The following is a 24,677-nucleotide window of genomic DNA, read 5'->3' as shown; positions in this document are numbered from 1 at the left end:
CGTGTTGCGCGAAGAAATTTATTCTTCGTCTTCGATCATTTTGATGTCTGCGCCCAAAGCAGTCAATTTTTCGACGATATGATCATACCCGCGCAGGATATTCTCGATACCGGAAATTGTGGTTGTGCCTTCCGCCATCAATCCGGCGATGACTAGACAGGCTCCAGCACGTAAATCACTGGCTGTAACTTCCGCACCGGTCAATTTATTTGGCCCTTGCATGAAGATCATGTCACTTTCCACCTTGGCCTTCGCCCCCATCCTGCGGAGTTCCGGGATATGGTTGACGCGCTTCGGATAGATGGTGTCGACGATGGTGCCGTCACCGCTCGCTTTCAACAACAGCGGAGTCAGTGGTTGTTGCAAGTCCGTCGCAAACCCAGGGTAAGGCAGTGTCTTGATATGGACCATCTTTAGGTTATCGGATTTTTTGACCAGAATGCTGTCCTCACCGATTTCCATCTGCACGCCCATCTCTTCCATTTTTGCGATTAGGCTTTCGATATGCTCGACGATGACATTTTTGACCAGCACACGCTCACCCATTGCAGCGGCAGCGGCCAGATAGGTCCCGGCTTCGATGCGATCAGGTATCACAGTGTGTCTGCAGCCATGTAAAGTTTCCACGCCTTCGATCCGGATGATGTCCGTCCCGGCTCCGCGGATTTTCGCTCCCATATTGTTCAATAGGATACAAACATCAATGATTTCAGGCTCTTTTGCCACATTCTCAATGATAGTTTTGCCTTTAGCTTTGACCGCCGCCAAGATGATGTTGATTGTCGCTCCGATCGAAACTACGTCAAGATAGATGCGCTCGCCTTTCAGACCCTCTTCCGGTGTAGTCAGATAGATGGCGCCCATTTCATTGCGCACCGTCGCGCCTAACGCCTCAAAACCTTTGATGTGCTGATCAATCGGTCTCGGGCCTAAGAAACAGCCTCCAGGCATACCGATGACGCCTTCTCCAAATTTTGAAAGGATAGCTCCCATGAAATAATAGGAAGCACGCAAGCTTTTGATTTTTCCGGTAGGCATCGGAATGGAAATCATGTTGGTCGGATCGATCGTGATGATGCCCTCATCCTCATCGAAAGACACTTCTACATTGAAATCCTCAAGGATATCAATCAGAGAGTGCACATCCTGAATGTTGGGGATGCCTTCCAAGATGACTGGGGAGTCCGCCAAAATGGCAGCCGGGATTAGCGCAACCGTACTGTTTTTCGCTCCGCTGATGGTGATTTCACCATTCAACGGTTTATTCCCCTCTATAACTAATTTTTTCATAAAAAAGCCTCACTTCATGTGTAGTTGCCGAACGATAAGTCGTCCGGAAATAAATGGAATCGCTCGCACGGATTCCCTGTCACAGGAAAAACGGCGCAACGATACCGAAATACCATTATTTTTAGTTTTATTCGATTGTTGGTTGATCATTTACAATTCTAACAAAAATACAGGGTCCATTACTAGTTTTTTCATGCAATCGTCTGCTTTCCGCTATATTTCTCAATTTGATACGGCCGACCAGCGTAAAAAAATGACTATCATGCCTCAATCACGCTTCAACTGAAGACAACTGACCCTACCTTATGATGTAATGTTAACACAAACTCAGAAATATATGGAAAATGAGGCGACAATGCATGTGCGTTTGGGAAAAATAAGGACAAAAAAGGAGATCCGGAACATAGGCCCCAGACCTCCTCGAAGATCGTTTGATTAAATTAAGCTTTGTTGCTTGAACCGAAAACTTGCATTCTTTCTTTAACGACTTTAACGATCGCTTCTTTACCAGGTCCGATAACTTTACGAGGATCGTAAACGTTAGCGTCTGTAGCTAATTTTTCTCTTACAGCAGCTGTAAAGACTTGTTGGCATTCAGTGTTCACGTTGATTTTTGAATGTCCGAACTCGATAGCTTTTTTGACTTGGTGTTCTGGAATTCCTGAACCACCGTGTAATACTAATGGTTTGTGAGTCAATTCAGAAATTTCTTTCATTTCGTCGAAACCAAGTACAGGTTCGCCGGAGTAAGGTCCGTGTACAGAACCTAATGCAGCAGCCAATGCATCGATAGCTGTTTCAGTAGTCAAACGTAAGCATTCAGCTGGATCAGCGTATTGAATTCCGCCAGTGATTCCATCTTCAGTTCCGCCGACAGTTCCGATTTCAGCTTCTACAGAAGCGCCTTTAGAATGTGCGTACTCAACTACTAATTTAGTTTGAGCAATGTTTTCATCGATAGGGTAATGTGATTTGTCGATCATTACAGATGAGTAACCAGCATCGATAGCGGATTTGCAGCTTTCAAAGCTTGTACCGTGGTCAAGATGCAATGCTACAGGAACAGTGATGTCCATAGTTTCTAATAAAGCATTAGTCATAGCTGCAACAACTAAATGTCCACCCATGTATTTTGCTGCGCCTTCAGAAACACCTAAAATAACTGGAGATTTTTCTTCTTGGGCAGCTTGTAATACAGCTTGCGTCCACTCAAGATTGTTGATGTTGAATTGTCCTACGGCATACTTTCCTTCTAACGCTTTGTTTAACATATCTGTCATACTTACTAAACGACTCATTCTTGTTGCCTCCTTGGAATCCATTGGTCTATATTTCTTACAACACACCTATTTTAGCAGAAAATGAAAATATTTACTACCTTTTCAGTCAAACCTGCTCATTAAAATACAATATCAGTCAAATCGGGAGAGCATTGTCCCGCTTATTTGCCTGCATTTTCCAAAGATGCCGCGATAAAGCCGTCAAAAATCGGTTGCGGTCTGTTCGGGCGTGAAATGAACTCAGGATGGAACTGGGCAGCAATATAGAATGGATGGTTTTTCAATTCCACAATTTCCACTAAGCGTTGATCAGGGGATACGCCTGAGAAGACCATGCCTTTTTCAGCCAAGATATCACGGTAAGCATTGTTGAATTCATAACGATGGCGATGACGTTCTTGGACCATATCGGCGTTGTGGTAAAGTTTCTTAGCCAATGTGCCTTCCTTCAACTCGCAAGGATACAGACCTAAACGCAACGTGCCGCCCATTTCATCGATGTTTTCTTGGTCTGGCATCAGATCGATGATGTTATTTTTGCATTCCGGATTGGTTTCCGCTGAATCCGCGTCTTCCAAACCAACAACATTGCGGGCAAACTCCACACAAGCCAATTGCATGCCGAGACAGATACCGAAGAACGGCACATTATTTTCGCGTGCGTATTGGATGGCAACAATCTTGCCTTCGATACCGCGGTCTCCGAATCCACCCGGAACAAGGATACCATCCGCAGAAGCCAATTGCTCTTGCGCGTTCGCAGTAGTCACTTCTTCCGCATTGACCCATTGGATATCGATTTCAGTATTGTGCGCATAACCGGCGTGTTTCAATGCCTCAGCCACAGACAAGTAAGCATCCTGCAGTTCCACATATTTTCCGACAAGAGCGATTTTAGTTGTTTTTTCCAGACTTTGAACTTTTTCGACCAAAGCTTTCCAATCCGTCATATCAGCTTGCGGCAGATCGGACAGACCAAGATAATCGCAGACGATTTGGTCCATGTTCTGTTCTTGGAGCATCAAAGGAATTTCGTACAATGTCTCTACGTCACGGGATTCGATGACCGCTTCGGGTTTCACATCACAGAAGGATGCCAATTTGTTTTTGATATGTTGCGGCAATGGCATTTCTGTACGAACAACCAAGATATTCGGTTGGATACCCAAACTGCGTAATTCTTTAACGCTGTGTTGCGTCGGTTTTGTTTTCAATTCGCCGGCTGCGCGCAAGTAAGGGATCAAGGTCGTGTGGATGTACAGCACGTTTTCAGCGCCTACTTCCATACGCATTTGGCGCAAGGCTTCCAGGAATGGCAAAGATTCGATATCCCCAACGGTTCCGCCTACTTCAGTAATGACAATGTCAGAATCTGTCGTTTCGCCAGCACGCATGATCTTTTCCTTGATTTCATTCGTGATGTGCGGGATTACTTGGACAGTAGCGCCTAGATAGTCCCCTTTGCGTTCTTTGCGGATGACTTCGGAATAAACCTTTCCGGTCGTCACATTTGAATATTGATTCAGGTTGATGTCGATGAAACGCTCATAGTGGCCTAAGTCCAAATCGGTTTCCGTGCCGTCATCAGTAACGAATACTTCCCCGTGTTGGTAAGGACTCATCGTGCCTGGATCCACATTGATGTAAGGGTCGAATTTTTGGATTGTGATCTTCAATCCACGGTTTTTCAGCAAACGTCCTAGAGACGCCGCAACGATACCTTTACCGATTGAAGATACTACCCCGCCTGTTACAAAAATATACTTAGTCATTTTTTTCTTCCCCCTGTTTTAAAATGTGCAAAATTATGTCCGAAGGATTCTCCAACGCTGCAATAAACAAAATAAAGCTCCCTGTTCTTAAGAACAGGGAGCCGTAAAAATTCAACGTATGCTTTCCAAAAAAGAATTGCTTTTTGGGAGCCCAATGAAGATGATACCTCCAATTCCACAAGGTGTCAAGAAAGAATTGGGCACCGGAGGAAATGATTATTTTTCTTCGTCCTTTTCTTCCGCAACGAACTCTTCTTCCTCTTCGAACTCTTCTTCCTCTTCAAGATCTTCCTCTTCGATGATCAAGGTCAAGTCTTCTTCGATGCCGCTCGTGATGTCATCATCGTCATCTGTGATATCCACAGCATCAACATCATCGACTTCATCCTCATCCACATCGATATCTTCATCTTCGTCAGCAACATCGATATCTTCCGGATCGTCATCATTATAATCGATTACATCATCATCATCTTCTGATGTAGCGAATGCATTCAGCTTCTTGCGTTTCTTGCGGCGGACTTTCACTTCATCCTCATCGATACTGGAAAGAATCTCTTCATCGATTGAATCAATTGGATACCATGAACGCAATCCCCAACGATTTTCTCCTAAAGAAATAAAGCTGCCATCAATGTTCAAGTCAGTGTAGAAACGTGTCATCTTGCCTTCCAATTCTTCTTCCGACATTTCAAGATAGTCCTGTATCTGAACCAATAATTGGTTAAAGTCCAGTACGTCACCGTTTTCTTCGAAAATTGCATGTGCAACTTCTATCATTGACAATTCGTTTTTGCTAGTACCATCTAATTGCTTCAATTTCAATGGTGTCACGTCCTTTCAAAAGTTTACTCTTAATCATACAATACTCAGGTGGTAAATTGCAATTCAATTCGATAATCTCCCAATTTTTGTTCGTTCATTTGGAGTTCGTAATGCAAGGTGACTTTCCCGGCAAATGGCTTTTCCTTGAACTCCAGCAACATTTCATGGGTGATCGTTTCGATTTCCATCAATCCGGCCGGCGTCGGGAGCATAGCCATGCCTTTTCCTTCTGCATCGAAGGACATGCGGCTCGTCTGTTCCATTCTGCGGATGATCGTCATTTTCCCTTCACGGGACAGTTTGAACGTGACCGGAACAGCTGTTTCGGCTTCGATATAGCGCAGATAGAGCCAGTTGCCCATTTCCACGATTTGACCCATTCCTTCATATAGGAAGCTTTCCTGCTCCCCTTCTTGCTTCACCAGCGTTTCCAATTGGAACTCGATGGGCATTCCTTCTTTTAAAGACAAGCTTTTCCACCTCATTGACCATCGTACCGAAGCCTTGCGGCCGCACGAGTTTTCAAATACAGTATAGCGGTAAAAATGAGTGCTGGTCAATCATTTGCGGGCTGATTTTCCAAAATGCGAAGAAATCCTGCCTTTCGCTGCAATTCACCGTCAAATCTTTCCTGAACTTTGCTATAATGGGAGCAGAAACAGCCACAAAGATAGGAAACGCTTATGACAAACCATTTAAAAAACAACATTTATCATATCTACGATACTTCAGATGGAGCATTCGGCACCGATGCCCTTTCGCACTTCGCGATGGGCGATGCTTTGATTAGATTGGTAGGGAACGCTGAAGCTCCGGCAGCTCTGCATTTTTGGCCGATGGAAAAGCTGGTCATCCTCGGCATGATGGACACGCGCCTGCCCCATCTGGAGGACGGCTTGCGTTACTTGCGGAGCGTCCCGACCGATATCGTCGTCCGCAACGCCGGCGGATTGGCCGTCGTTGCCGATGAAGGGATCCTGAATTTCTCATTGGTGCTTCCGGAAACCGAGAATGCCAAACTCACGATCAATGACGGTTATGTCCTCATGAAGGAACTGGTTGAGCAGACTTTTTCCGATTCCGACCAAACGATTGAGGCCTTCGAAATCAGCGACTCCTATTGCCCTGGCGATTTCGACCTGAGCATCAACGGCAAAAAATTCGCAGGCATCGCGCAGCGCCGTTTCAAAAACGGTGTGGCCATCATGATCTACATGAGCGTGACTGGCAATCAGCAGCAGCGCGGGGAAATGATCCGCCGCTTCTACGAAGAAAGCCTGCAAGGCGAAGAAACCCGCTGGCATTTCCCTGCCGTCGATCCCGCTTCAATGGCAAACTTGGCGGAATTGCTGGATAAACCGTTGACTGTAGCCGCTGTTAAGGAACGGATTTTGTCCGTCTTCGCCAGCAACGGCAATACGCTCCTGCCAGGAGAATACACGGAGCGTCTGATGTCAGAGTATGAAACAGCTTATACGAAAATGAAGAAACGCAATGAACAAGTCAATCAGGAACAGCAGACCTAAACGGAATGACAGAAGGAGGCGATGCGATTTGAGTACACACTATACTGCGGAATTATTGCCGAAAGAAAAAGTATTTCGTGACCCTGTCCATGACTACATCCATATCCAGTACCGGATCATCATGGACCTGATCAACACACCTGAATTCCAGCGTTTGCGACGGATCAAGCAATTAGGGACTTCTTCCTATACTTTCCACGGCGCCGAACATTCCCGCTTCAATCATTCTTTGGGAGTCTACGAAATCGCCCGCCGCATCTGCGACAAATTCGTCCGGAATTATCCCAGCAAAGAGCCCGGGGACGGCCTTTGGGATGATGGGGAGCGGCTCGTGACGCTTTGCGCCGCCTTGTTGCATGACATCGGCCACGGCCCGTTCTCGCATACCTTCGAAAAAATATTCGATACGGATCATGAAGCCATCACAATCGAGATCATCACCTCCCCTGATACGGAAATCAATCGGATCCTGCAGCAGATCGGACCGGATTTCCCGAACCAGGTGGCCGCCGTCATCGCCAAAACCTACGACAATCCGCAGGTCGTCCAGCTGATTTCCAGCCAGATCGATGCGGACCGAATGGATTACCTGCTGCGCGACGCCTATTATTCCGGCGTCACTTACGGTAATTTCGACCTGACGCGGATCCTGCGGGTCATCAGGCCTTACGAACACGGCATCGCCTTTGACATTTCCGGCATGCATGCGGTGGAGGATTATATCGTCAGCCGCTATCAGATGTATATGCAGATCTATTTCCATCCGGTTTCCCGAGGCATGGAGGTTGTGCTCAGCCATCTGTTGAAGCGCGCGAAGGATGTCTATTTGGATGAACAAGCCGAATTCCGCCATACCGCCACTTTCCTGACGCCGTTCTTCAAGCAGACTTGGACGCTGAAAGATTACCTGCGTTTGGATGATGGCGTCCTGACGACCTATTTTAACCACTGGCTTGATGAAAAAGATCCGATTCTGAACGACCTGGCCTATCGCTTCGTCAATCGTCATCCTTTCAAATCGGTCCGCTACACAAAAGGACGCGATGATGCTACACTGGAACGCATGAGTGCACTCATTGAGCGCATGGGTTTCAACAGAGACTACTATACTGCAGTAAACAACAGTTATGACCTGCCTTATGATCTTTACCGGCCTTACCAGGCCACGACCAGAACCCAGATTGAGCTTGTCCAGAAAAATGGCAGTTTCTTGGAGCTTTCGCAAGCAAGTTCGATCGTATCGGCTTTGACGGGCAAGGTCCGCGGGGATGAACGTTTTTACTTCCCGCGCGAAATTACCCATAGCGACGAGGAAGCGGGCATCAATCTGTTCGAGTCCCTTTCGCAGGAATTTTCAACCTTTTTCGAGAATGATGAAATTTTACCAACCCAACAAACAGGAGGCACACTATGAGCATCAAATTAATCGCCATCGACATCGACGGCACATTGGTAGACCCTGAGTTCAAAATCACCCCGGATGTAAAAGCAGCCATCACCGAAGCGCGTGAACAAGGCATCAAAATCGTACTCTGCACCGGCAGACCGTTCCCAGGCGTCAAACGCTACATCAAAGAATTGGAATTGGATCAGGACGAAGATTACGTCATCACCTACAACGGCTCTTTGGTGCTTTCCACCGCAACAAATGAAGTGCTCGTTTCGCACACATTGGATTACAGCGACTTCGTCAGAATCAACGAATTGGCAGACAAGTTCAACGTGCATACGCACGGGATTGACAACGAAGCCATCTATACCGCAAACAAAGACATCAGCATCTTCACAACACGCGAGTCTTTCATTACGACGATGCCGATCCGCTATCGCTCATTGGCTGAATTGCCGGAAGATAAACTATTCACGAAAATCATGTTCATCGACCAGCCTGAGCTGTTGGATGTATTGATCCCAGCGATTCCAGCGCAGTTCCACGAAGACTATGTGATCGTCCGCAGCGAACCGCATTTCCTGGAAGTGCTGAACAAAGATGCCGGTAAAGCCAGTGCTTTGGTTGAATTGGCTGCATTGCTGAATATTGATGCGGAAAACATCATGGCCATCGGCGACAACGAGAACGACCTGAGCATGATCGAATACGCAGGCGTAGGCGTAGCAATGGGCAATGCCGTCGATAAAGTGAAGGAAGCTGCGGATTTCATCACCACATCCAACGCTGAAAGCGGCGTGGCACACGCAATCCGGACCTACCTCAACAAATAAACCGAATTTTTTCTGAGATGCTACATTTTGTTGAAGGAGGTCCTTCGACAAAATGTGGCATTATTTTAATTAAGTGTGAAGCAGGTGCCTGATATGGATAATCATTCTGCGGGGTTCGGAAAAACCCTCTTACGGATAAGGAAAAACAAACGCTATTCCCAACAATACATGGCGGAAAACAAAATCCATCAATCCACCTATTCCAAGATGGAAAGGGATCTGATCGAGCCGACGCTAGGCAACTATCGGCATCTTTTGAGCAGGCTGGACATGACCGATGAAGAGTTCCATTACATCACGAACGATTACAATCATTCCGAAAAGGAACAACTGCTGACGGCTTTCATGAATCTCTCTTTCAACGATGTCGCATTGTTGGAGGAACTTCGCGAAAAAGCCCGGAACTATCTGAAGGCACATGCCGATTACATCATCGCTGACATCATCCATCTGACGGATGCGCTGATCATTCTGGCAAAAACTGGAGACATTGTGGGTGCCCGTAAAGAAGTATGGCCTGTATGGGAAAGGCTCGAGAAGCTTGATGGATGGTATCTCGTGGAATTAAGGATGATCAATGCGATGCTGTTTCTGTTTCCTATCGACGAAGCCATCCTGATTTCCGGGACCGCATTGGCGCAGATACAAAAATACGCCAGTCATCCCTCCGCAAGCAAAATCGCCATCTCCTTGCGCTACAACCTATGCTTGTTGCTGTTGAAGAATGGGCGTTACGCAGAGACGATCACCCGCATCAATGAACTGATCCCGACTGCAAAGGAAGCAGGCTCCTACCGGCATTTATGTGTCTGCTACCTCAGGAAAGGCTTCGCCTTAGCGAAGACAGGCAATCCCGAAGGCCAGCTGCTGATCGACCAGGCCTTCCGCTTGATTGAAGCGGCGGACGACCAGGCCTTCAAAGCCAATCTCGAAAATGAATATAATCTCTTGGAAGAGGCGGCCTCTAGATGAGGTCGTCTTTTTGCGTCCGTTTGCGGGCAAACCCATGAATAACCGAAATGTATCCATTGTTTCGCGTCGGATTGCGGGCACACCTTGATTTGTGCGGCAATTTTTATGCTTATAGGAATATTTTGTAGCGACACGAAAAATCTGTAATAAAATGAGAGCAACTATGGGAAGACTGTCCTGACAATTCCCGAAATGACCATTTCATGAAGGGAAGGCAGGGAAAGTCCATGAATCCAAAACGATGTAACCTATACGCTTATGTACTGGGCTGTGCCTGCCTGATCGGAATGGTACGGTATCCGGAAGTGTCAAAATCCTGGTGGCTCACAATCGGCATATGCAGCGGCTTGTTGTTTATCTCCAGCAACTGCATGGAATCCGCGCAGCATTGGACCTTCCTTGGCATCGATGCATTGAATCTGATCGTGCTGGCCTTGCTTATCCAGGTCCTTCCGCCAAGCTTGGGGGTGGCTTTGAACGTAGTTGTGCTCTTGGCTATCTTGCTGCTCCTCTATGTCAAAAGCACTTTTCACGAAAAATAGCTGCTTTTGTATTCAATATTTCCGGTCGCAAGCTTGCCGGTTGTGAGAAAGGGGGCTCATCCATGCATTGGATCCGTCTGATAATCGGTGATATATGGTTTTTGTAGCAGGTAGATTACGAAAAAAATAAGCCAAGGCTGGGTTTTTCTTCCCCGTCTTGGCTTATTTCATTGAATCCTTACGCTTTTTCGCCTATGAATTCTCCATTTTTGGTCAAATGTTGTTTCGAAATTTCATTCAGAATCACGTGCACGCTTTCCTTCGATACGTTGGCATTTTTTACGACAGCATCTACGACATCGCGCATCAACCCTTGTTTCTGCTCGTCAGTTCTGCCTTCCAGCAATTCAATGTGAACATATGGCATTTCAATTCCCTCTTTTCGCTTTATGGTTTCGACTCAGGTCCATTTTATCAATGTTTGGATTGGATTGCATCTCTATTTGGAGGCGATATAAGTCTTCAGGCGTTCAGCCGCCTCAGCGACCATGTCCGTGCTCAACGCATAGCTCATGCGGACATAGCCTTCTCCGCCGGGTCCGAAGATCGATCCAGGCAGCATGCCCACTTTGGCGTTCATGCCGATTTCGCGACAGAAGGCCTTATCGTCCGTACCGAACTTCGCCGGAATCTTCGCAAAAGCATAGAAGGCCCCTTTCAGTGCGGGAACCTCAAAGCCGGCTTCCTGCAAAGCGGGGACGAGTATGTTTCTTCTTTTTTCATATTCGGAGCGCATCTTTTCGACATCCGGCGCGCTGTTACGGAATGCCTCCTCGGCTGCACGGTTGGAAACCGTAACGCCGGTCGTCACCAATTGCTGATGGGCCAAAAACAAAGTCTTCATCCATTTCGCATCCGCTGCGAGCACGCCGACACGCCAGCCTGTCATCGCAAAGGCTTTCGAAGCACCTTGGAACAAAATCGTGCGGTCGCGCAACAGGGTCGCGATCGACGTATGCTTTTCCCCGTAGGTGATTTCGCTGTAGATTTCATCGCTCAGCACAAAAATGTCATACCGCTTGATCGCGTCGGCTAAAGCCGTCAGTTCTGCTTTTGTATAGGTAGCGCCTGTCGGATTGCTCGGATAATTCAAAAAAATCGCTTTGACATTTTCGTTTTCCGCCATCGTCTTGTGCAGCAGCTCCGGCGTCATCAAAAAGCCAGTGTCGGAAGTATCAACGAAGATGCATTCGCCACGGTTCAGTTCCACCGCATAGCTGTACAATGGAAAAAACGGCGACGGGACGATGACCTTATCGCCCGGGTTCAGCAACCCGAAAGCCGCGGCAAAAAGACCTTCGGTGGCACCCACTGTCATCACGATCTCCGTTTCAGGATCGTAGTGCAGATCATATTGCTTTTCCAGGAATTCACTGACTGCTTTCCGGACGCCGATTTCGCCGGAAGTGTGTGCATAATGGGAAGCATTGTCTTCGATCGCCTTGATGGCGGCTTGCTTGACGTTTTCGGGCATATCAAAATCCGGTTCCCCTATCGTCATCGGAATGCAGCCCTCCACACTGCGGAATAATTCATCAAATTCGCGGATCTGCGAAGGTTTGATGCGGGAAAATAGTTCATTCGTTGTCAAAGCCATGTAGTACATCCTCCATCCAAGTGTGCATCACCGCCAGAAACCCCTCGGCGCATGCTTTTTTATAGGATCTTATGTTTTTTCTCACATAATTTTAATATTAATCAGAATACGACTATTCCGTCCATAAGTCAAGCGTACCATGGTATTCCCCATTTAATAAGAGCGCTTTCTCTTGCGCAAAATGAGAATTCCTGAAAAATTTCTATTTTTTTCTAATCTTATCTGTTGACAAAGAAAGCGGGATTGGGTATATTAATCACATCAAAAACACAGCGAAGAGAAGAGTAAATCATTCCACTCCTTCATTAGAGAGCTTGGTCGGGTGAAAACAAGCAAGGAAGTGTTGGTTGAAGATGGTCTCAGAGTGGCTTGTCCGAAGAGTAACTTCTTAAGACAGGACGGGAACGCCCGTTACAGTGTCTCAGTATGACTTGCAGCAGTTTGCAGGCGCACTGGCTAAGGCGGATGCAGCGATGCTTTCGTGAACTAAGGTGGTAACACGAGATCGAACTTTGACCTCTCGTCCTTATCTTGCGCATAGAATATGCAGCAGATAAGGCGAGAGTTTTTTGATTTTATGATAAGATGTAAACGCAAGGAAGAGGAAAGTAAGAATCGGAACGTATCACAGCGAGCCTGGTTGGATGAGAACAGGTATACGGAACGGTTTTGAAGATGGCCTCGGAGCGGGAGGGATGAGCTGCACAAGCGGTAAGTCCTTCCAGGGAGCACCCTTTATCGTGCGCGAGTGAAGCAAGCCTTCACTTATGGAGGAATCCTGCCGCGAGGGGGATTCGAACAAAGGTGGTAACACGAAGCGTCCGCATTCGTCCTTAACGTCATATTTTTTTGATGTAGGATGGATGCTTTTTTTATTAGAGGAGGAAAGATACATGATCAGTCTACAGGATATCTCAGTGACTTTTAAAACTGACAAAAACAAAGCCATCCATGCCGTACAGCATGTTTCGCTGGAAGTCGATAAAGGCGACGTCTACGGCATCGTCGGCTACAGCGGCGCCGGCAAAAGTACATTAGTAAGGACCATCAACCTTCTGCAGCGTCCGACCGAAGGAAAAGTCATCGTGAGCGGAAAAGACATGATGGCATTGAACGACAAGGACCTGCGTGAGTCACGCAAAAAAATCGGGATGATCTTCCAGCATTTCAATCTGATGCACTCCCGCACCATTCACGAAAACGTCGCATTTCCGTTGAAGAATTCTTCCTTAAGTAAACAGGAAATCCACGACAAGGTAACAGAACTTCTTTCCTTAGTCGGGTTGTCCGAAAAAGCCAAAGCTTACCCTTCCCAATTATCTGGTGGGCAAAAGCAGCGTGTGGCCATCGCCCGCGCTTTGGCGAATGACCCGGAAGTGCTGCTTTGCGACGAAGCGACCAGCGCTTTGGATCCGAAGACGACTTCTTCGATACTTGTTCTATTGAAAGAACTGAACAAAAGATTAAACTTGACGATCGTCATCATCACCCATGAGATGCAGGTCGTGAAGGAAATCTGCAACAAAGTGGCTGTGATGGAAGACGGCGGCGTGATTGAATACGGCTCAATTTTAGACATCTTCACGAAGCCGCAGAACCAATTGACGAAGGACTTCATCGATACAGCAACGCATGTCGAACACGGCATCGAAACGGTCATCACTCACCCGACCATCCTGAACCTGAACGAACATGATGTGCTGACAAAGCTTTCATTCGTCGGCGGTTCCACAGGCGAGCCGCTCATCGCCAAGCTGGCCAATACGTTCAATGTCCAAGGCAACATCCTCTTCGGCAACGTCGAGATACTGCAGGACACGCCAGTCGGCACCCTGCTCCTCGTCCTGAGCGGGACACCGGAAGCGATCGCGAAAGCCGTCCGCTACCTGCAGGACAATGGCGTGACGGTGGAGATCATCACCGCGGAAACCATTGCCGAAAAGAAAAGTAAAGGAGGCGACGAAGAATGAACACATTCATGACAACCTTTCTCCCTAACGTCTCTGAGATTTGGGATGAAGTGCTCCTGAGCACCTGGGAAACCTTATACATGACCCTCGTTGCCGGACTGATCGCCGGTGGGCTGGGAGTCATCCTCGGTGTCATCTTACTGGTCACACAAGATGGCGGCATCCTGGAGAACAAACACCTGTACAACGTTCTGGATAAGCTGGTCAACATTTTCCGCTCGCTGCCCTTCATCATCCTGATGGCGCTGATCGTACCGTTCACTCGGATCGTGGTCGGCACTTCGATCGGAACGACCGCATCAATCGTGCCACTAGTTGTAGCGACCGTTCCCTTCTATGCCCGTCAGATCCAAAATGCCTTGGTTGAAGTCGATCCCGGCGTCATCGAGGCGGCCCAATCAATGGGTGCCAGCCCTTGGGAAATCATCTTCCGCGTCTACCTGAAGGAAGGCTTGGCCGGCATCATCCGCGTGTCATCCGTAACGATCATCAACCTGATCGGTTTGACGGCAATGGCTGGAGCCATCGGCGGAGGCGGCTTGGGTAACCTGGCCATCACCCGCGGCTATAACCGATTCCAGAACGACGTGACCTTGGTCGCAACCATCATCATCCTGATCATCGTATTCATCAGCCAAGCCATCGGAAATGCCTTGGTAAAGAAAGTCAGTCATTAAAAAATAAAAAAACAAAATCGGAGGAAACAAATCATGAAAAAGAAAAACGTATTATTCTCAGGTGTTGCAGCACTTACCTTATTTTTAGCAGCTTGCGGAAGCAGCGACTCGAACACGGACTCAGCAGCGGATACTGCTTCTTCAGATAACGAAACAGTGAAAATCGGCGTAGTCAGCGAAGTAGAAGTTGAGGTCTGGGAAGATGTAGCCAGCCGGTTGGAAGCGAAAGGGATCGAATTGGAAATCGTCCAATTCACTGACTATGTACAACCTAACGTCGCGTTGGAGAATGGCGACATCGACCTGAACGCATTCCAGCACGTTGCTTATCTTGAAGATTTCAACGCCAATAACAAGTCTGATCTGACTCCTATCGGCTTCACTTATGTTTCTCCACTTGGTTTGTATTCCGAAAAAGTTACGGACTATGCGGATATCGCCGAGGGAGCTAAAATCGCCATCCCCAACGATGTGACCAATGGCGGACGCGCACTCTTGTTGTTGCAAGCAATCGGCCTGATCAAAGTCGACGAAGCGAAAGGAACAACACCGACAGTCAGCGACATCACAGAAAACCCGAAGAACATCAGCTTTGAAGAATTGGATGCTGCACAAGTCGCACGCTCCCTTCCTGATGTGGACGCAGCGATCATCAACACGAACTACGCTACTGATGCAGACCTGAATCCTAAAGAAGACGCCTTATTCCTTGATACCGACAACATCGCAAGCGTTGCGGACGTCTACAAGAACATCGTAGCGGCACGTTCAGCAGATGTCGACAACGAAACCTACAAACAAGTCGTTGCGGAATACCAAACATCCGAAACAGCAGCGATCCTGGACGATGTCACAGAAGGCAACGACGTACCAGCTTGGGAACAGTAAGAACCATTAACTTGTTTACAAAAATCACGTTTGCAGACGTGATGTAAAAATATAAAAAACCAATCGGAGGAAATTCATATGAAAAAGAGTAAATTATTTGGTGGCCTAGTCCTTACAGCTTCGTTATTCCTGGCAGCATGCGGAAACGGCGGCACAACCGCTGATTCATCCGCTGCAGAGTCAAGCAGCTCAGTTGCAGCAGAACCAACTACAGTCAAAATCGGTCTGGTCAGCGAATCTGCAGTCGAAATCTGGGAAGCCGTCGCAGTGCGTCTGGAAGACGAGAACATCGATCTTGAAATCGTCAAATTCACTGACTACAACCAACCGAACATCGCGTTGGATAACGGTGAACTCGACTTGAACGCCTTCCAGCACGTAGCCTTCCTGGAAAACTACAACGCAAACAACGACGCAGACTTGACGCCTCTTGGATTCACTTTTGTGTCTCCACTGGGAATCTACTCTAACAACTATACGGATTACAGCGAAATTCAAGACGGCGATACAATCGCTATCCCGAATGACGTAACTAACGGCGGACGCGCTTTGTTGCTATTACAAGCCATCGACTTGATCACTTTGGACAACGCAACAGGCACAACGCCAACCGTAAACGACATCATCGAAAACCCTAAGAACCTGAACATCGAAGAATTGGATGCTGCACAATTGCCGCGTTCGCTTGAAGATGCAGGCGCTGCAGTCATCAACACCAACTTCGCTGTCGATGCTGGACTTGTACCGACTGAAGATGCCCTGTACTTGGATACAGACAACATCCAGGAAGTCTTGGACATCTACAAAAACGTTATTGCTGCCCGTGCAGAAGACGTTGACAATGAAGTCTACAAAAAAGTTGTAGCAGCATACCAAACAGAAGAAACAAAAACTTTGATCGCAGAAACAACTGCAAACACAGATATCCCTGCTTGGGACTAAGCGAAAACCGCTCTTCATCTTCAACAGCCTGAAAACATACTAAATTTACGAGTAGCATCAAGCAGTCGCGTTTCTTTTCGCGCCGCTCTTGATGCTATCTTTATATACAAAGGAGCCCTTTAATGATGAAAAATAAGACATTTCTAGCAACCTTGACCCTTTCAGCCAGCCTTTTCCTTGCCGCTTGCGGTAGCGCAGCATCCGATTCCTCGTCCAGCGACGTGACCTCTGCCGAAGCGACTGAGCCCGTCAAAGTCACATTGGGTGTCGTCGGCGAAGTCAACGAGCCTTGGGATTACGTCATCGAAGAGCTGAAAGAAAAAGAAAACATTGAAGTCGAACTGGTCAAATTCACCGACTACACGACTCCTAACAATGCTTTGGCCGAAGGTGAAATCGATCTGAGTTCTTTCCAGACAGAGATCTTCATGGACAACTACAACAAAGACCATGGAACAGAATTGACGACCATCGGCTATACGGTAATGGCTCCTTTAGGACTTTACTCCGATAAAATCACTGACATCAGCGAACTGAAGGATGGCGACACCATCGCCATCCCGAACGACGTCTCCAATGAAGGACGCGCTTTGATTCTGTTACAGACAGCAGGATTGATCACGCTTGATCCTGAAGCCGGTTTGGTTCCGACAACCGAAAATATCGTCGAAAACAAATTGAACCTGCAGTTCCAGACGCTTGAATCCAACCAGACCGCCCGCGCTTTGCAGGACGTGACAGCTTCCGTCATCAACAGCGGCATGGCCGTGGATGCTGGCTTCATCCCGAGCGAAGATGCTGTCTTCCTTGAGCCGGTAACCGCTGATTCAAAACCCTACTACAACGTCATCGCGGCACTTTCCGAAGATTTAGATAACGAAGTTTTCCAAACGATCGTAGCCTACTACCAATCTGAAGGAACGGCAAAAGTCATCGAAGAATCATCAAAAGGCTCGCAATTTCCCGTTTGGGACGAAGCAGAATAGAAAAGCTGAACTATTTCGAGGGGCTTGGGCCATTTGTGCCCACAGCCCCTTTCCTATACAGATCCAAGGAGGAATCATCCATGACAATCAACCAAAAACAGATCCATGAAGAAGTTACCGATATCTACGACTACATCATCGCACTGCGCCGCCATTTCCACCGTCATCCGGAGCCAAGCCTGAAGGAATTCGAAACGATCCAACGCATCAAGGAGGAAGTCGAAGAAATCGGTGTACCTTACATCAATGTCGGAGAGACCGGCATCTTGGCCACCTTGACCGGCGGAAAAGGCTCAGGCAAGACCATTCTGCTGCGCGCCGATATCGATGCACTACCTTTACCGGATGAGACCGGCAAACCCTACGCATCCGTCAATCCCGGTTTCAACCATGCCTGCGGGCACGATGGGCATACGGCTTCCCTGTTGGGCGCGCTGAAAATCCTGAAGGAACATCAGGATGAGTTCTCCGGCACGATCCAGTTCGCCTTCCAACCTGCAGAGGAAATCGGCGCCGGGGCGCGCCAATTCGTGCGCGGCGGCTATATCGACGACATTGACCATGTCTTCGGCATCCACCTCCAATCCGGCACGCAAGTGGGCAAAATTGTCGCGACACCGGGCCCTTCCAACGCGTCCTGCGACATCTTCAAGATCAAAGTTTTCGGCAAGAGCGGACACGTCTCGCGTCCGGATCTGGGTCGCGATGCCTTAATCAGCGCAGCAGCCATCGTCACCGAACTCCAGACCATCGTTGCCAGGGAAGTCCGCCCTACTGACGAGGTCGTCGTTGGCATCGGGGTGTTGCGTGCGGGAACGAACTACAACATCATCGCCAACGAAGCCGAGATCGAAGGCACCGTCCGCACCTTCAGCCACGAAGTCCGGGCGCAGGTTCTGGAGGCCGTGGAAAGGATCGCCCGGAACGTTTCAGATGCGCATCGCACCACCATCGAATTCTCCAACTACGATGCCGCGGCACCGCTGATCAATGACATCCAATCGGCCAACCATGCGATCCGGGTCGCCTCGGACATTGTCGGAATCGAGAACGTCATCACCGATAGCCCGAAAAGCATGGGCGCCGATGACTTCGCGGATTACCTGGCGGTCGCGCCCGGAGTCTACTGCTTCATCGGCACTCAAAGCAGCGAAGAGACCGCATATGGCCATCACCACGAGAAATTCGACATCGATGAAAAAGGCTTGGCCATCGCGACGGAACTGCATATTTCCTATGCGCTGTCCTATCTGAACAGCCCCATTTAATGGACAAAAAACGCGTCGCTCATTTGGAATGATCCAAGTAAGTGATGCGTTTTATTTTTTTGCAAACAGCCTCTTGCGGACTTATCCGAAATCGATGCTGCCTTCCGCGTTGTAGAATTCACGCCAATCGACGAAGCCGGCATCCAATCCGCGGAGCAGCACTTCGGCTGTGCCGATATTGGTGGCCAATGGGATTTCATAGACATCGCTTAGACGGATCAAAGCGGTTACATCCGGTTCATGGGGCATAGCGGCCAATGGGTCCCGCAGGAAGATGACCAGATCCATTTGATTTTCCGAAATCATAGCGCCGATTTGTTGGTCCCCTCCAAGCGGTCCCGACTTGAAACGGTGTACATTCAATCCGGTCGCTTCCATGATGCGGGTGCCGGTCGTGCCGGTCGCAAACAATACATGTTCTTCCAGGATTGCTTTATAGGCGGTACATAATTGGATCATCAAATCCTTTTTACGGTCATGCGCAATTAATGCTACTTTCATTAAATTTCCTCCCTGTAATTTTTATAAGAACAGTATATCATTTCGCCGGTTTTATGGTCGCACCCCTCGCAATATTTTTCTTTTTAGTGCTAAAATAACCAAAATAAAGAAGGATTTCTTCATAATATCTTCACAATTGAGGACTATTATACAGATAGGCCAATCACAAACAATCTTTTTACTCTTCTTTACTCCTCCAAGGTAAAGAACAACTCCTTTATGCCACCGCTCTTATGAGCGGTGGTTTTTTTGTTCATTCTGCGTGGGCGGGATGCGCGGACGGATGTTCATGGACTGCCTAGGGCGCCCCATCTCCGGTGAGCGTTTGTCCCGCCGGAGTTGAGGTAGCATTCTAGCCTCGATCTCCGATGAGCCCCTCCTCGCCGTAGTTGGGCGGAATAATCTACCTCCAGCTCCGAGGAGCCCTCGCTTGGCCGGAGCTGGAGAGCCTTGGCAGGTCCCTCCCTATTTTGTATCAGGTTTCTATCAATAGCAAATGCCTCACCCCAAGCGTTAGACTTTTAATCCTAACAGTTGGGGTGAAGCATCTTCTTTATCGCTTGTGCAGGCGCGACTTTACAAGTCTGCTGTCTGTGTTATTTGTTCTGTTTTAAAAGCCCTAATGCCTATCTGCCGTTTCGGACCTCGAAAGCAGGTTATATAATGCACCCAATATATTGGCATCATTGTAGAATTTACATGGTAAAACAATCGGTTTACACATCGTTGCTTCCAGAGCCGGCAGATCCGAACGAATCTTTTGAAGTTGCTTATCGATTTCTTGTATCAAGCGCGGCTGCGCACTGATTCCGCCCCCGATAACCACTTTGGAAAAATCCAGGACAGCCTGGATATTCAAGATGACGAGCGCCAGTTCGTAGCAATAATTTTCCAAGTGTTGAACCAGCACTTGATTTCCTTCATTGATCGCATCAAAAACTAGCTGGCCCTCCGCCTCAACGAGACCGATTTTTTGTGAACCAGTTTCCACAAAGGCAACCGCCGACAAGCGATCCCCAATCAATGATTTCCCCGCTTGTTCCCTTGGATTATGAACGATAAAGCTGAATTCGCCAGCTTGAAAATGCTCGCCCTCCAACAGTTGGCCGTTAGCGATTATCCCCCCGCCGATAGCCGTTCCGAGGACGAGGGCAACGCCATTGCCACAACCTTGCAGGTTTCCGAGCCATAATTCCGAGAGGGCCGCAGCTTTCCCATCATTAATTATGCCAACCGGCAAATGAAACTCATCCTCCAGAATATCCTTTAACGGCAACCCATCCAGATACGGTAAGGAGCCTCCATGGAATATCATGCCTTCCTTGCGGTCCACCTTACCAGGACAACAAATCGCAATCCCATCGATATTTTCTGCATTTTCACTAACAATCTTTCTTATTACAGCCAGAAATCCATCTAAATTAGCTGGCGTAGTCTCTTTATCTTTGGAGCTGATTTTACCAAAACAATCCGCATAGGCGTACTTGATGAACGTCCCACCGACATCGATACATAAATAATTACTCACCTTTTCATCCCCTAAAAACTACTATTACGGACACTTGCATGGTCAATCTGTTTTCTGTTTCAATCTCCTTATCAACCTGCCATTCCCTAAACTGAGCAGAGCAAAACCTATCGAGAAGTAGTAGATCAGGAAGAAGCCGGCAAATGTCAGTAGCCAAGCAAAGAACAGTATGTTCAAAACATTCCACAGAACCAAACCGATTGTCACTAATGGATTTTGAAAGCCTATGACCACATTCTGGATTACAGTGTCTTTCAGATTTATTTTGTTCTCCGCATCCAAATTGAATGCGAAAGTCACCACAATCAAATACAGACTCAGGAATATCAGAACAACACTCAGCGCTACCATTTTCAACAGCGGATTGACTATATTATTTTCCAGCATGACCAGATTGCCGAAAATCAACACGAAAAACAGAAGGGTCAAGAGCCAATTTTTGATGCCGCTCTTAAAATTCCGCTTGAAATATCTCATATAACTTGTAAAGACATAGGGCTCTTTATCATCGAGAATATTTTTCCCGACTTGATTAAGGGTCAGCAGCGCCGTTCCGATTGTCACCAGCGGGAGTGAACTGATCAAAAAGAGAAAATTGAGGATGGCAAGGTTGCCGACTTTCTCCAATAAGCTCCACGCTTTATTCTCGTCTCTAGAAGTGTTATTCAATAGTCTTACCTCCATCCTTTTGACTTTTCATCATTCACACCACTACCTCAACATTTAGGCCTTTACTCTTTGACGGTTCCGTCCGTAATGCCCTCGACAATTTGACTGGAACACAGGAAGTACAAGATCAAAATTGGAATCAGCGTCAGAACGACTGCCGCAAAAGTCAGATCCCAATTCCGAACGAAGTCACTCATATATTTATAGACACTTAACATAAGCGTTCTTTTATTTGAATCCGAAAGGAAAACCATCGGGATATAGAAATCATTCCAGATGCGGATGCCGTTGATCAAACCGAGCGTCGCCAGTACTGGCTTGCAGATCGGAATGATGATGCTGAAGAAAATTTGGAATTCGCTGGCACCGTCCAGTCTTGCCGACTCTTCGATTGAAGCGGGAATGTTCCGGAAAAATTTAGTCAGCGTAAATACAGGGAAGGACATCCCTGCGATGTACAGCAGGATGACACCTGTCATTGTGTTGAGCAGCTGCATATTTCTCAAAATTACAAATAGCGGCATCACGCACAACTGCACGGGAAACATCATCCCGATCAGGAAATAGGTGCTTACGACTTCTTTCCGCTTGAATTCATACCGGGAAATGCCGTAAGCTACCATCGCACTCAGCAACAGCAGGAAGAACACGCCCACTAAAGTGATGAACAAGCTGTTGAACAAATATTTGAAGAAATTGTCTTCCGTGATCACTGTGATATAGTTTTGCAGCGTGATCGTACTCGGAAACCCGAATGTATTTCGGGCGAGCTCTGAACTGCTCTTGAATGAATTCATGAACGTAATGACCAACAATATTAAAGTTATTGAGGTAAACAAGAGCAATAACAGAGACAGGGCATTTCTTAAAAGGGTATCTTGCTTCTTTTTCATTTTATCTCTCCTATCTTTCTAATTTTTCTCAAGTTTCTTCAATAGTTGCGTCAGTACCAGCGTTATCACCGCAATGACCAGGAACATGACGACGCTGATGGCGGCACCGAAGCCCATATTGGATTTCCCGTTCAGCGCAGTTCCAAAAGTGTATCTGTAGAACATGATATTCACGAAATCCAGTGATTTATCAGCTCCGCCGGTCACGCCGCCCAACAGGAATGGCAGATCGAAAACAGCCAATGCCCAAATGGTCGACATCACCATGTTCGTTGTAAAGGAAGAAATGGACATCGGAAAAATGATTTTAGTCAATTTTACCCACTCATTGGCGCCATCCATTTCGCTGGCTTCAATCAAGGAATTAGGAATCCCTTGCATGTCCGAATAGAAAATCATCATACCTGTCCCGATACCTTGCCAAAGGACAACCAGAATCAGGATTTTGAAAGCCATGTTGGGATCCCCCAGCCACAATCCCCTGGTTCCCCCCATCGATTCAATCACTGCATTCAAGCTTCCTATGTTTGGATCGAAAATCAAAGTAGTGAAGAAGCCGATGATGGTTGAACTGATTACGTAAGGCAAAAACAGCATTAATTTAAAAAACTGGGCGCCGCGGATTTTGATGAAGAGGATATATGCCAATATGAATTGTACAGGTGTGATGATGAACCAAATGCACAATATATATTTTAGGTTATTGAACAACGCATTATAGAAAATCGGGGCCACCGTTTCATCGGTAAACAGCGTAATGAAGTTATCTAGCCCAACAAAGGTCTTCTCCCCGATTCCGGGCCATTCAAAAAAACTGTAGTACATGGCCGAAAAAATGGGGATGATTGCAAAAATTGTATATATCAGAAACCCCGGTAGGATAAACCCTATCTGAGGCTTACTTTTCAAAAGATTTTTCATAGGTACACTCCTTTTGCTGAAAATTTCAACATCCTGTCAGTCACACGTCCTGGCGCTTTGTAATGCAGCATCCGTCCAATCAGTAAAGAGATTGAACGGATGCTGATCCAAAACGATGCTTCTAATTTTTCTGTTGGGTTAATCCATGGCTGCGCCGATTTTATCCATCAATTCATCCACAGTAAGTTTGTCTCCAAAAATAGCGGTTCCTTCCTCTTCCCAAACAGAAGCCGCAGAGTTTGAACCAGAGGAGTGTTTTGTCAACATCGACTGCCAAGTACCAACTACTTGATCCGCATTCGAGATTTCTTGGGCAACACCTTCAGCAGAAGGGATTTCTGAGTCGCCTGAAACGGCATGCAATTCTTTCACCCAAATCTCTTGTGCTTCCTTCGTTGCGCAGAATTGCAGGAATGCTTCTGCTGCAGGACTGTTTTCTGTATCAGCATTCATCGAGAATCCATTGGCGAATGATCCCATCATCGTTTTCGTTCCATCATTTGAAGGAATCTGGAAAGCACCAAAATTCAGATCCGGATTATTTTTTTCGATTGTTTGCACCATCCAAGAGCCATCGATGGTCATCGCAGCTTTGCCGGTCGTAAACGCCAAGGTTTGTCCATTGCTGTCCACACCTTTGAACCCATCACCGAAGTAGCCTTTTTCTGCCCATTCAACAACTTTGTCCAACGCTGCTCTTGCTTCCTCTGAATCTGCTTTTACAGAATAATCATCGAAGCCCTTCGTATATTCTGGGTATTGTGAAGCCAACAGCACTTCATAGACCCACAATAGCTGCCATGAACTCAATCCGGATAACGAAATCGGCACATAACCATTGTCCTTTATTTTTTCAAGCATCGCTTCAAATTCGTCGAATGTTTTTGGCTCCGTGATGCCTAATTCTTCAAAGATATCCTTATTGTAATAAACCGCTCTCGCATCGAATGTCATCCAAGGAACCGAATACGTTTTGTCATCGATTTTGGCTAAGTCGTACGATTCTTCAGATAGTTCACTGAAATCGACTATCTCTGAAATGTCGGCAATCTTTTCTTGTTCGACATAGGTTTGCATATTTTCTGTTGCTGTTCCGTTCGTCCAGAACAGATCAGGGCCGCTGCCTGATTGCAGTGATGTCGTCAACAGCGAGTAATAGTCGCTCCCTGACTTGGCTTCCACCTCAATATTGACATCTGGGTAATCTTTATTGAACTCATCCACCAGCGTTTGTACAGGTTCTTCAAAACTAGGGTCATGTTCCCAGATAACCAAATCACCCTTGACTTCTCCATCCGTACTTGTGGCTTCTCCTCCGCATCCTGAAATCAACGGGAACACCAGCATTGTTGAAGCAATTGTAAATAATAATTTCTTTTTCATCATTATTCTTCCTCTCTTTTGTAA

At 47.1% G+C, this 24,677-nt stretch carries 24 protein-coding genes and 1 other annotated feature; of the genes, 11 read left to right on the top strand and 13 right to left on the bottom strand.

The features are described from left to right. Positions 1-18: 18 nt before the first annotated feature. From AC0J5I_RS06175 to AC0J5I_RS06155, 5 genes are all read right to left on the bottom strand, one after another. The gene (locus AC0J5I_RS06175; RefSeq protein ID WP_475304665.1) at positions 19-1,290 is read right to left on the bottom strand and encodes a UDP-N-acetylglucosamine 1-carboxyvinyltransferase; all 1,272 of its coding nucleotides are present in this window, start codon (positions 1,288-1,290) and stop codon (positions 19-21) included. Between the two features lie 440 nt (positions 1,291-1,730). Next, a complete protein-coding gene (gene fba / locus AC0J5I_RS06170) occupies positions 1,731-2,588 on the bottom strand; it encodes a class II fructose-1,6-bisphosphate aldolase (protein WP_086987000.1) in 858 nt (285 codons plus the stop codon). A gap of 143 nt (positions 2,589-2,731) precedes the next feature. Beyond that, positions 2,732-4,342 (bottom strand): CTP synthase, encoded by a 1,611-nt coding sequence (locus tag AC0J5I_RS06165; RefSeq protein WP_475304659.1) that lies wholly within the window; start codon positions 4,340-4,342, stop codon positions 2,732-2,734. A 216-nt stretch (positions 4,343-4,558) separates the two neighbouring features. Continuing rightward, a complete protein-coding gene (gene rpoE / locus AC0J5I_RS06160) occupies positions 4,559-5,167 on the bottom strand; it encodes a DNA-directed RNA polymerase subunit delta (protein WP_086986998.1) in 609 nt (202 codons plus the stop codon). Between the two features lie 44 nt (positions 5,168-5,211). Next, entirely contained in the window at positions 5,212-5,637 is a 426-nt protein-coding gene (locus AC0J5I_RS06155; RefSeq protein WP_475304652.1) for a YwiB family protein, read from the bottom strand. 213 nt (positions 5,638-5,850) lie between these two features. Between AC0J5I_RS06155 and AC0J5I_RS06150 the strand changes: the two genes are divergently transcribed. From AC0J5I_RS06150 to AC0J5I_RS06130, 5 genes are all read left to right on the top strand, one after another. Then, entirely contained in the window at positions 5,851-6,693 is an 843-nt protein-coding gene (locus AC0J5I_RS06150; RefSeq protein WP_475304649.1) for a lipoate--protein ligase family protein, read from the top strand. Between the two features lie 28 nt (positions 6,694-6,721). After that, positions 6,722-8,107 (top strand): HD domain-containing protein, encoded by a 1,386-nt coding sequence (locus AC0J5I_RS06145; protein WP_475304645.1) that lies wholly within the window; start codon positions 6,722-6,724, stop codon positions 8,105-8,107. Next, positions 8,104-8,916 carry a sugar-phosphatase gene (gene yidA, locus AC0J5I_RS06140; RefSeq protein WP_475304642.1) on the top strand — a complete coding sequence of 271 codons (813 nt, stop codon included), beginning with the start codon at positions 8,104-8,106 and terminating at the stop codon, positions 8,914-8,916. Before AC0J5I_RS06145 ends, yidA begins: the two co-directional genes overlap by 4 nt. 93 nt (positions 8,917-9,009) lie before the next feature. After that, entirely contained in the window at positions 9,010-9,888 is an 879-nt protein-coding gene (locus tag AC0J5I_RS06135; RefSeq protein ID WP_475304638.1) for a helix-turn-helix domain-containing protein, read from the top strand. A gap of 227 nt (positions 9,889-10,115) precedes the next feature. Beyond that, on the top strand, positions 10,116-10,430 hold the full coding sequence (locus tag AC0J5I_RS06130; protein WP_475304633.1) for a hypothetical protein: 315 nt from the start codon (positions 10,116-10,118) through the stop codon (positions 10,428-10,430). A 178-nt stretch (positions 10,431-10,608) separates the two neighbouring features. Here AC0J5I_RS06130 and AC0J5I_RS06125 read toward each other — a convergent pair whose 3' ends face one another. Beyond that, the gene (locus AC0J5I_RS06125; protein ID WP_086943757.1) at positions 10,609-10,797 is read right to left on the bottom strand and encodes a 2-hydroxymuconate tautomerase; all 189 of its coding nucleotides are present in this window, start codon (positions 10,795-10,797) and stop codon (positions 10,609-10,611) included. A 72-nt stretch (positions 10,798-10,869) separates the two neighbouring features. After that, positions 10,870-12,027: an aminotransferase class I/II-fold pyridoxal phosphate-dependent enzyme gene (locus AC0J5I_RS06120; protein ID WP_475304627.1), complete on the bottom strand. Its 1,158-nt coding sequence runs from the start codon at positions 12,025-12,027 to the stop codon at positions 10,870-10,872. A 263-nt stretch (positions 12,028-12,290) separates the two neighbouring features. Continuing rightward, positions 12,291-12,558: a binding site (T-box leader), on the top strand. A gap of 362 nt (positions 12,559-12,920) precedes the next feature. Here AC0J5I_RS06120 and AC0J5I_RS06115 point away from each other — a divergent pair. The 6 genes from AC0J5I_RS06115 to AC0J5I_RS06090 all read left to right on the top strand — a co-directional run bounded on the left by AC0J5I_RS06115 (position 12,921) and on the right by AC0J5I_RS06090 (position 18,758). Next, entirely contained in the window at positions 12,921-13,997 is a 1,077-nt protein-coding gene (locus AC0J5I_RS06115) for a methionine ABC transporter ATP-binding protein (protein WP_475304622.1), read from the top strand. After that, complete coding sequence (locus AC0J5I_RS06110) at positions 13,994-14,674, top strand: methionine ABC transporter permease (RefSeq protein WP_475304618.1); 681 nt, start codon at positions 13,994-13,996, stop codon at positions 14,672-14,674. The genes AC0J5I_RS06115 and AC0J5I_RS06110 overlap by 4 nt, the downstream gene beginning before the upstream one ends. A 33-nt stretch (positions 14,675-14,707) precedes the next feature. Next, positions 14,708-15,562: a MetQ/NlpA family ABC transporter substrate-binding protein gene (locus AC0J5I_RS06105; RefSeq protein WP_475304613.1), complete on the top strand. Its 855-nt coding sequence runs from the start codon at positions 14,708-14,710 to the stop codon at positions 15,560-15,562. A 78-nt stretch (positions 15,563-15,640) separates the two neighbouring features. After that, the gene (locus AC0J5I_RS06100) at positions 15,641-16,504 is read left to right on the top strand and encodes a MetQ/NlpA family ABC transporter substrate-binding protein (RefSeq protein ID WP_475304609.1); all 864 of its coding nucleotides are present in this window, start codon (positions 15,641-15,643) and stop codon (positions 16,502-16,504) included. A 125-nt stretch (positions 16,505-16,629) separates the two neighbouring features. Continuing rightward, a complete protein-coding gene (locus AC0J5I_RS06095) occupies positions 16,630-17,490 on the top strand; it encodes a MetQ/NlpA family ABC transporter substrate-binding protein (RefSeq protein WP_475305572.1) in 861 nt (286 codons plus the stop codon). Between the two features lie 80 nt (positions 17,491-17,570). Then, positions 17,571-18,758 carry an amidohydrolase gene (locus tag AC0J5I_RS06090; protein WP_475304606.1) on the top strand — a complete coding sequence of 396 codons (1,188 nt, stop codon included), beginning with the start codon at positions 17,571-17,573 and terminating at the stop codon, positions 18,756-18,758. A gap of 81 nt (positions 18,759-18,839) precedes the next feature. On the opposite strand, the gene mgsA is transcribed toward AC0J5I_RS06090, so the two are convergent. The 6 genes from mgsA to AC0J5I_RS06060 all read right to left on the bottom strand — a co-directional run bounded on the left by mgsA (position 18,840) and on the right by AC0J5I_RS06060 (position 24,656). Then, the gene (mgsA, locus tag AC0J5I_RS06085; RefSeq protein WP_086986980.1) at positions 18,840-19,259 is read right to left on the bottom strand and encodes a methylglyoxal synthase; all 420 of its coding nucleotides are present in this window, start codon (positions 19,257-19,259) and stop codon (positions 18,840-18,842) included. Between the two features lie 619 nt (positions 19,260-19,878). Next, positions 19,879-20,787: an ROK family protein gene (locus tag AC0J5I_RS06080; RefSeq protein ID WP_475304603.1), complete on the bottom strand. Its 909-nt coding sequence runs from the start codon at positions 20,785-20,787 to the stop codon at positions 19,879-19,881. A 42-nt stretch (positions 20,788-20,829) separates the two neighbouring features. Further along, the gene (locus AC0J5I_RS06075) at positions 20,830-21,456 is read right to left on the bottom strand and encodes a DUF624 domain-containing protein (protein ID WP_475304601.1); all 627 of its coding nucleotides are present in this window, start codon (positions 21,454-21,456) and stop codon (positions 20,830-20,832) included. 62 nt (positions 21,457-21,518) lie between these two features. Beyond that, on the bottom strand, positions 21,519-22,349 hold the full coding sequence (locus tag AC0J5I_RS06070; protein ID WP_475304597.1) for a carbohydrate ABC transporter permease: 831 nt from the start codon (positions 22,347-22,349) through the stop codon (positions 21,519-21,521). Positions 22,350-22,367: 18 nt separating this feature from the next. Next, a complete protein-coding gene (locus AC0J5I_RS06065) occupies positions 22,368-23,270 on the bottom strand; it encodes a carbohydrate ABC transporter permease (RefSeq protein ID WP_475304595.1) in 903 nt (300 codons plus the stop codon). Between the two features lie 138 nt (positions 23,271-23,408). Continuing rightward, positions 23,409-24,656 carry an ABC transporter substrate-binding protein gene (locus AC0J5I_RS06060; RefSeq protein ID WP_475304593.1) on the bottom strand — a complete coding sequence of 416 codons (1,248 nt, stop codon included), beginning with the start codon at positions 24,654-24,656 and terminating at the stop codon, positions 23,409-23,411. Between the last annotated feature and the right edge of the window lie 21 nt (positions 24,657-24,677).

Source organism: Trichococcus sp. TS_SC_9 (genome assembly GCF_056156325.1).
The sequence above is the reverse complement of the archived record's forward strand: the minus strand, read 5'-3'. Positions and strand labels throughout refer to the sequence as shown.

Coding starts and splice junctions, on each gene's coding strand:
- AC0J5I_RS06105 (WP_475304613.1), top strand. CDS start 14,708: ATGAAAAAGAAAAACGTATTATTCTCAGGTGTTGCAGCACTTACCTTA.
- AC0J5I_RS06175 (WP_475304665.1), bottom strand. CDS start 1,290: ATGAAAAAATTAGTTATAGAGGGGAATAAACCGTTGAATGGTGAAATC.
- AC0J5I_RS06125 (WP_086943757.1), bottom strand. CDS start 10,797: ATGCCATATGTTCACATTGAATTGCTGGAAGGCAGAACTGACGAGCAG.
- AC0J5I_RS06120 (WP_475304627.1), bottom strand. CDS start 12,027: ATGGCTTTGACAACGAATGAACTATTTTCCCGCATCAAACCTTCGCAG.
- AC0J5I_RS06110 (WP_475304618.1), top strand. CDS start 13,994: ATGAACACATTCATGACAACCTTTCTCCCTAACGTCTCTGAGATTTGG.
- fba (WP_086987000.1), bottom strand. CDS start 2,588: ATGAGTCGTTTAGTAAGTATGACAGATATGTTAAACAAAGCGTTAGAA.
- mgsA (WP_086986980.1), bottom strand. CDS start 19,259: ATGAAAGTAGCATTAATTGCGCATGACCGTAAAAAGGATTTGATGATC.
- AC0J5I_RS06070 (WP_475304597.1), bottom strand. CDS start 22,349: ATGAAAAAGAAGCAAGATACCCTTTTAAGAAATGCCCTGTCTCTGTTA.
- AC0J5I_RS06130 (WP_475304633.1), top strand. CDS start 10,116: ATGAATCCAAAACGATGTAACCTATACGCTTATGTACTGGGCTGTGCC.
- AC0J5I_RS06060 (WP_475304593.1), bottom strand. CDS start 24,656: ATGATGAAAAAGAAATTATTATTTACAATTGCTTCAACAATGCTGGTG.
- AC0J5I_RS06115 (WP_475304622.1), top strand. CDS start 12,921: ATGATCAGTCTACAGGATATCTCAGTGACTTTTAAAACTGACAAAAAC.
- yidA (WP_475304642.1), top strand. CDS start 8,104: ATGAGCATCAAATTAATCGCCATCGACATCGACGGCACATTGGTAGAC.
- AC0J5I_RS06100 (WP_475304609.1), top strand. CDS start 15,641: ATGAAAAAGAGTAAATTATTTGGTGGCCTAGTCCTTACAGCTTCGTTA.
- AC0J5I_RS06065 (WP_475304595.1), bottom strand. CDS start 23,270: ATGAAAAATCTTTTGAAAAGTAAGCCTCAGATAGGGTTTATCCTACCG.
- AC0J5I_RS06150 (WP_475304649.1), top strand. CDS start 5,851: ATGACAAACCATTTAAAAAACAACATTTATCATATCTACGATACTTCA.
- AC0J5I_RS06135 (WP_475304638.1), top strand. CDS start 9,010: ATGGATAATCATTCTGCGGGGTTCGGAAAAACCCTCTTACGGATAAGG.
- AC0J5I_RS06165 (WP_475304659.1), bottom strand. CDS start 4,342: ATGACTAAGTATATTTTTGTAACAGGCGGGGTAGTATCTTCAATCGGT.
- AC0J5I_RS06095 (WP_475305572.1), top strand. CDS start 16,630: ATGAAAAATAAGACATTTCTAGCAACCTTGACCCTTTCAGCCAGCCTT.
- AC0J5I_RS06090 (WP_475304606.1), top strand. CDS start 17,571: ATGACAATCAACCAAAAACAGATCCATGAAGAAGTTACCGATATCTAC.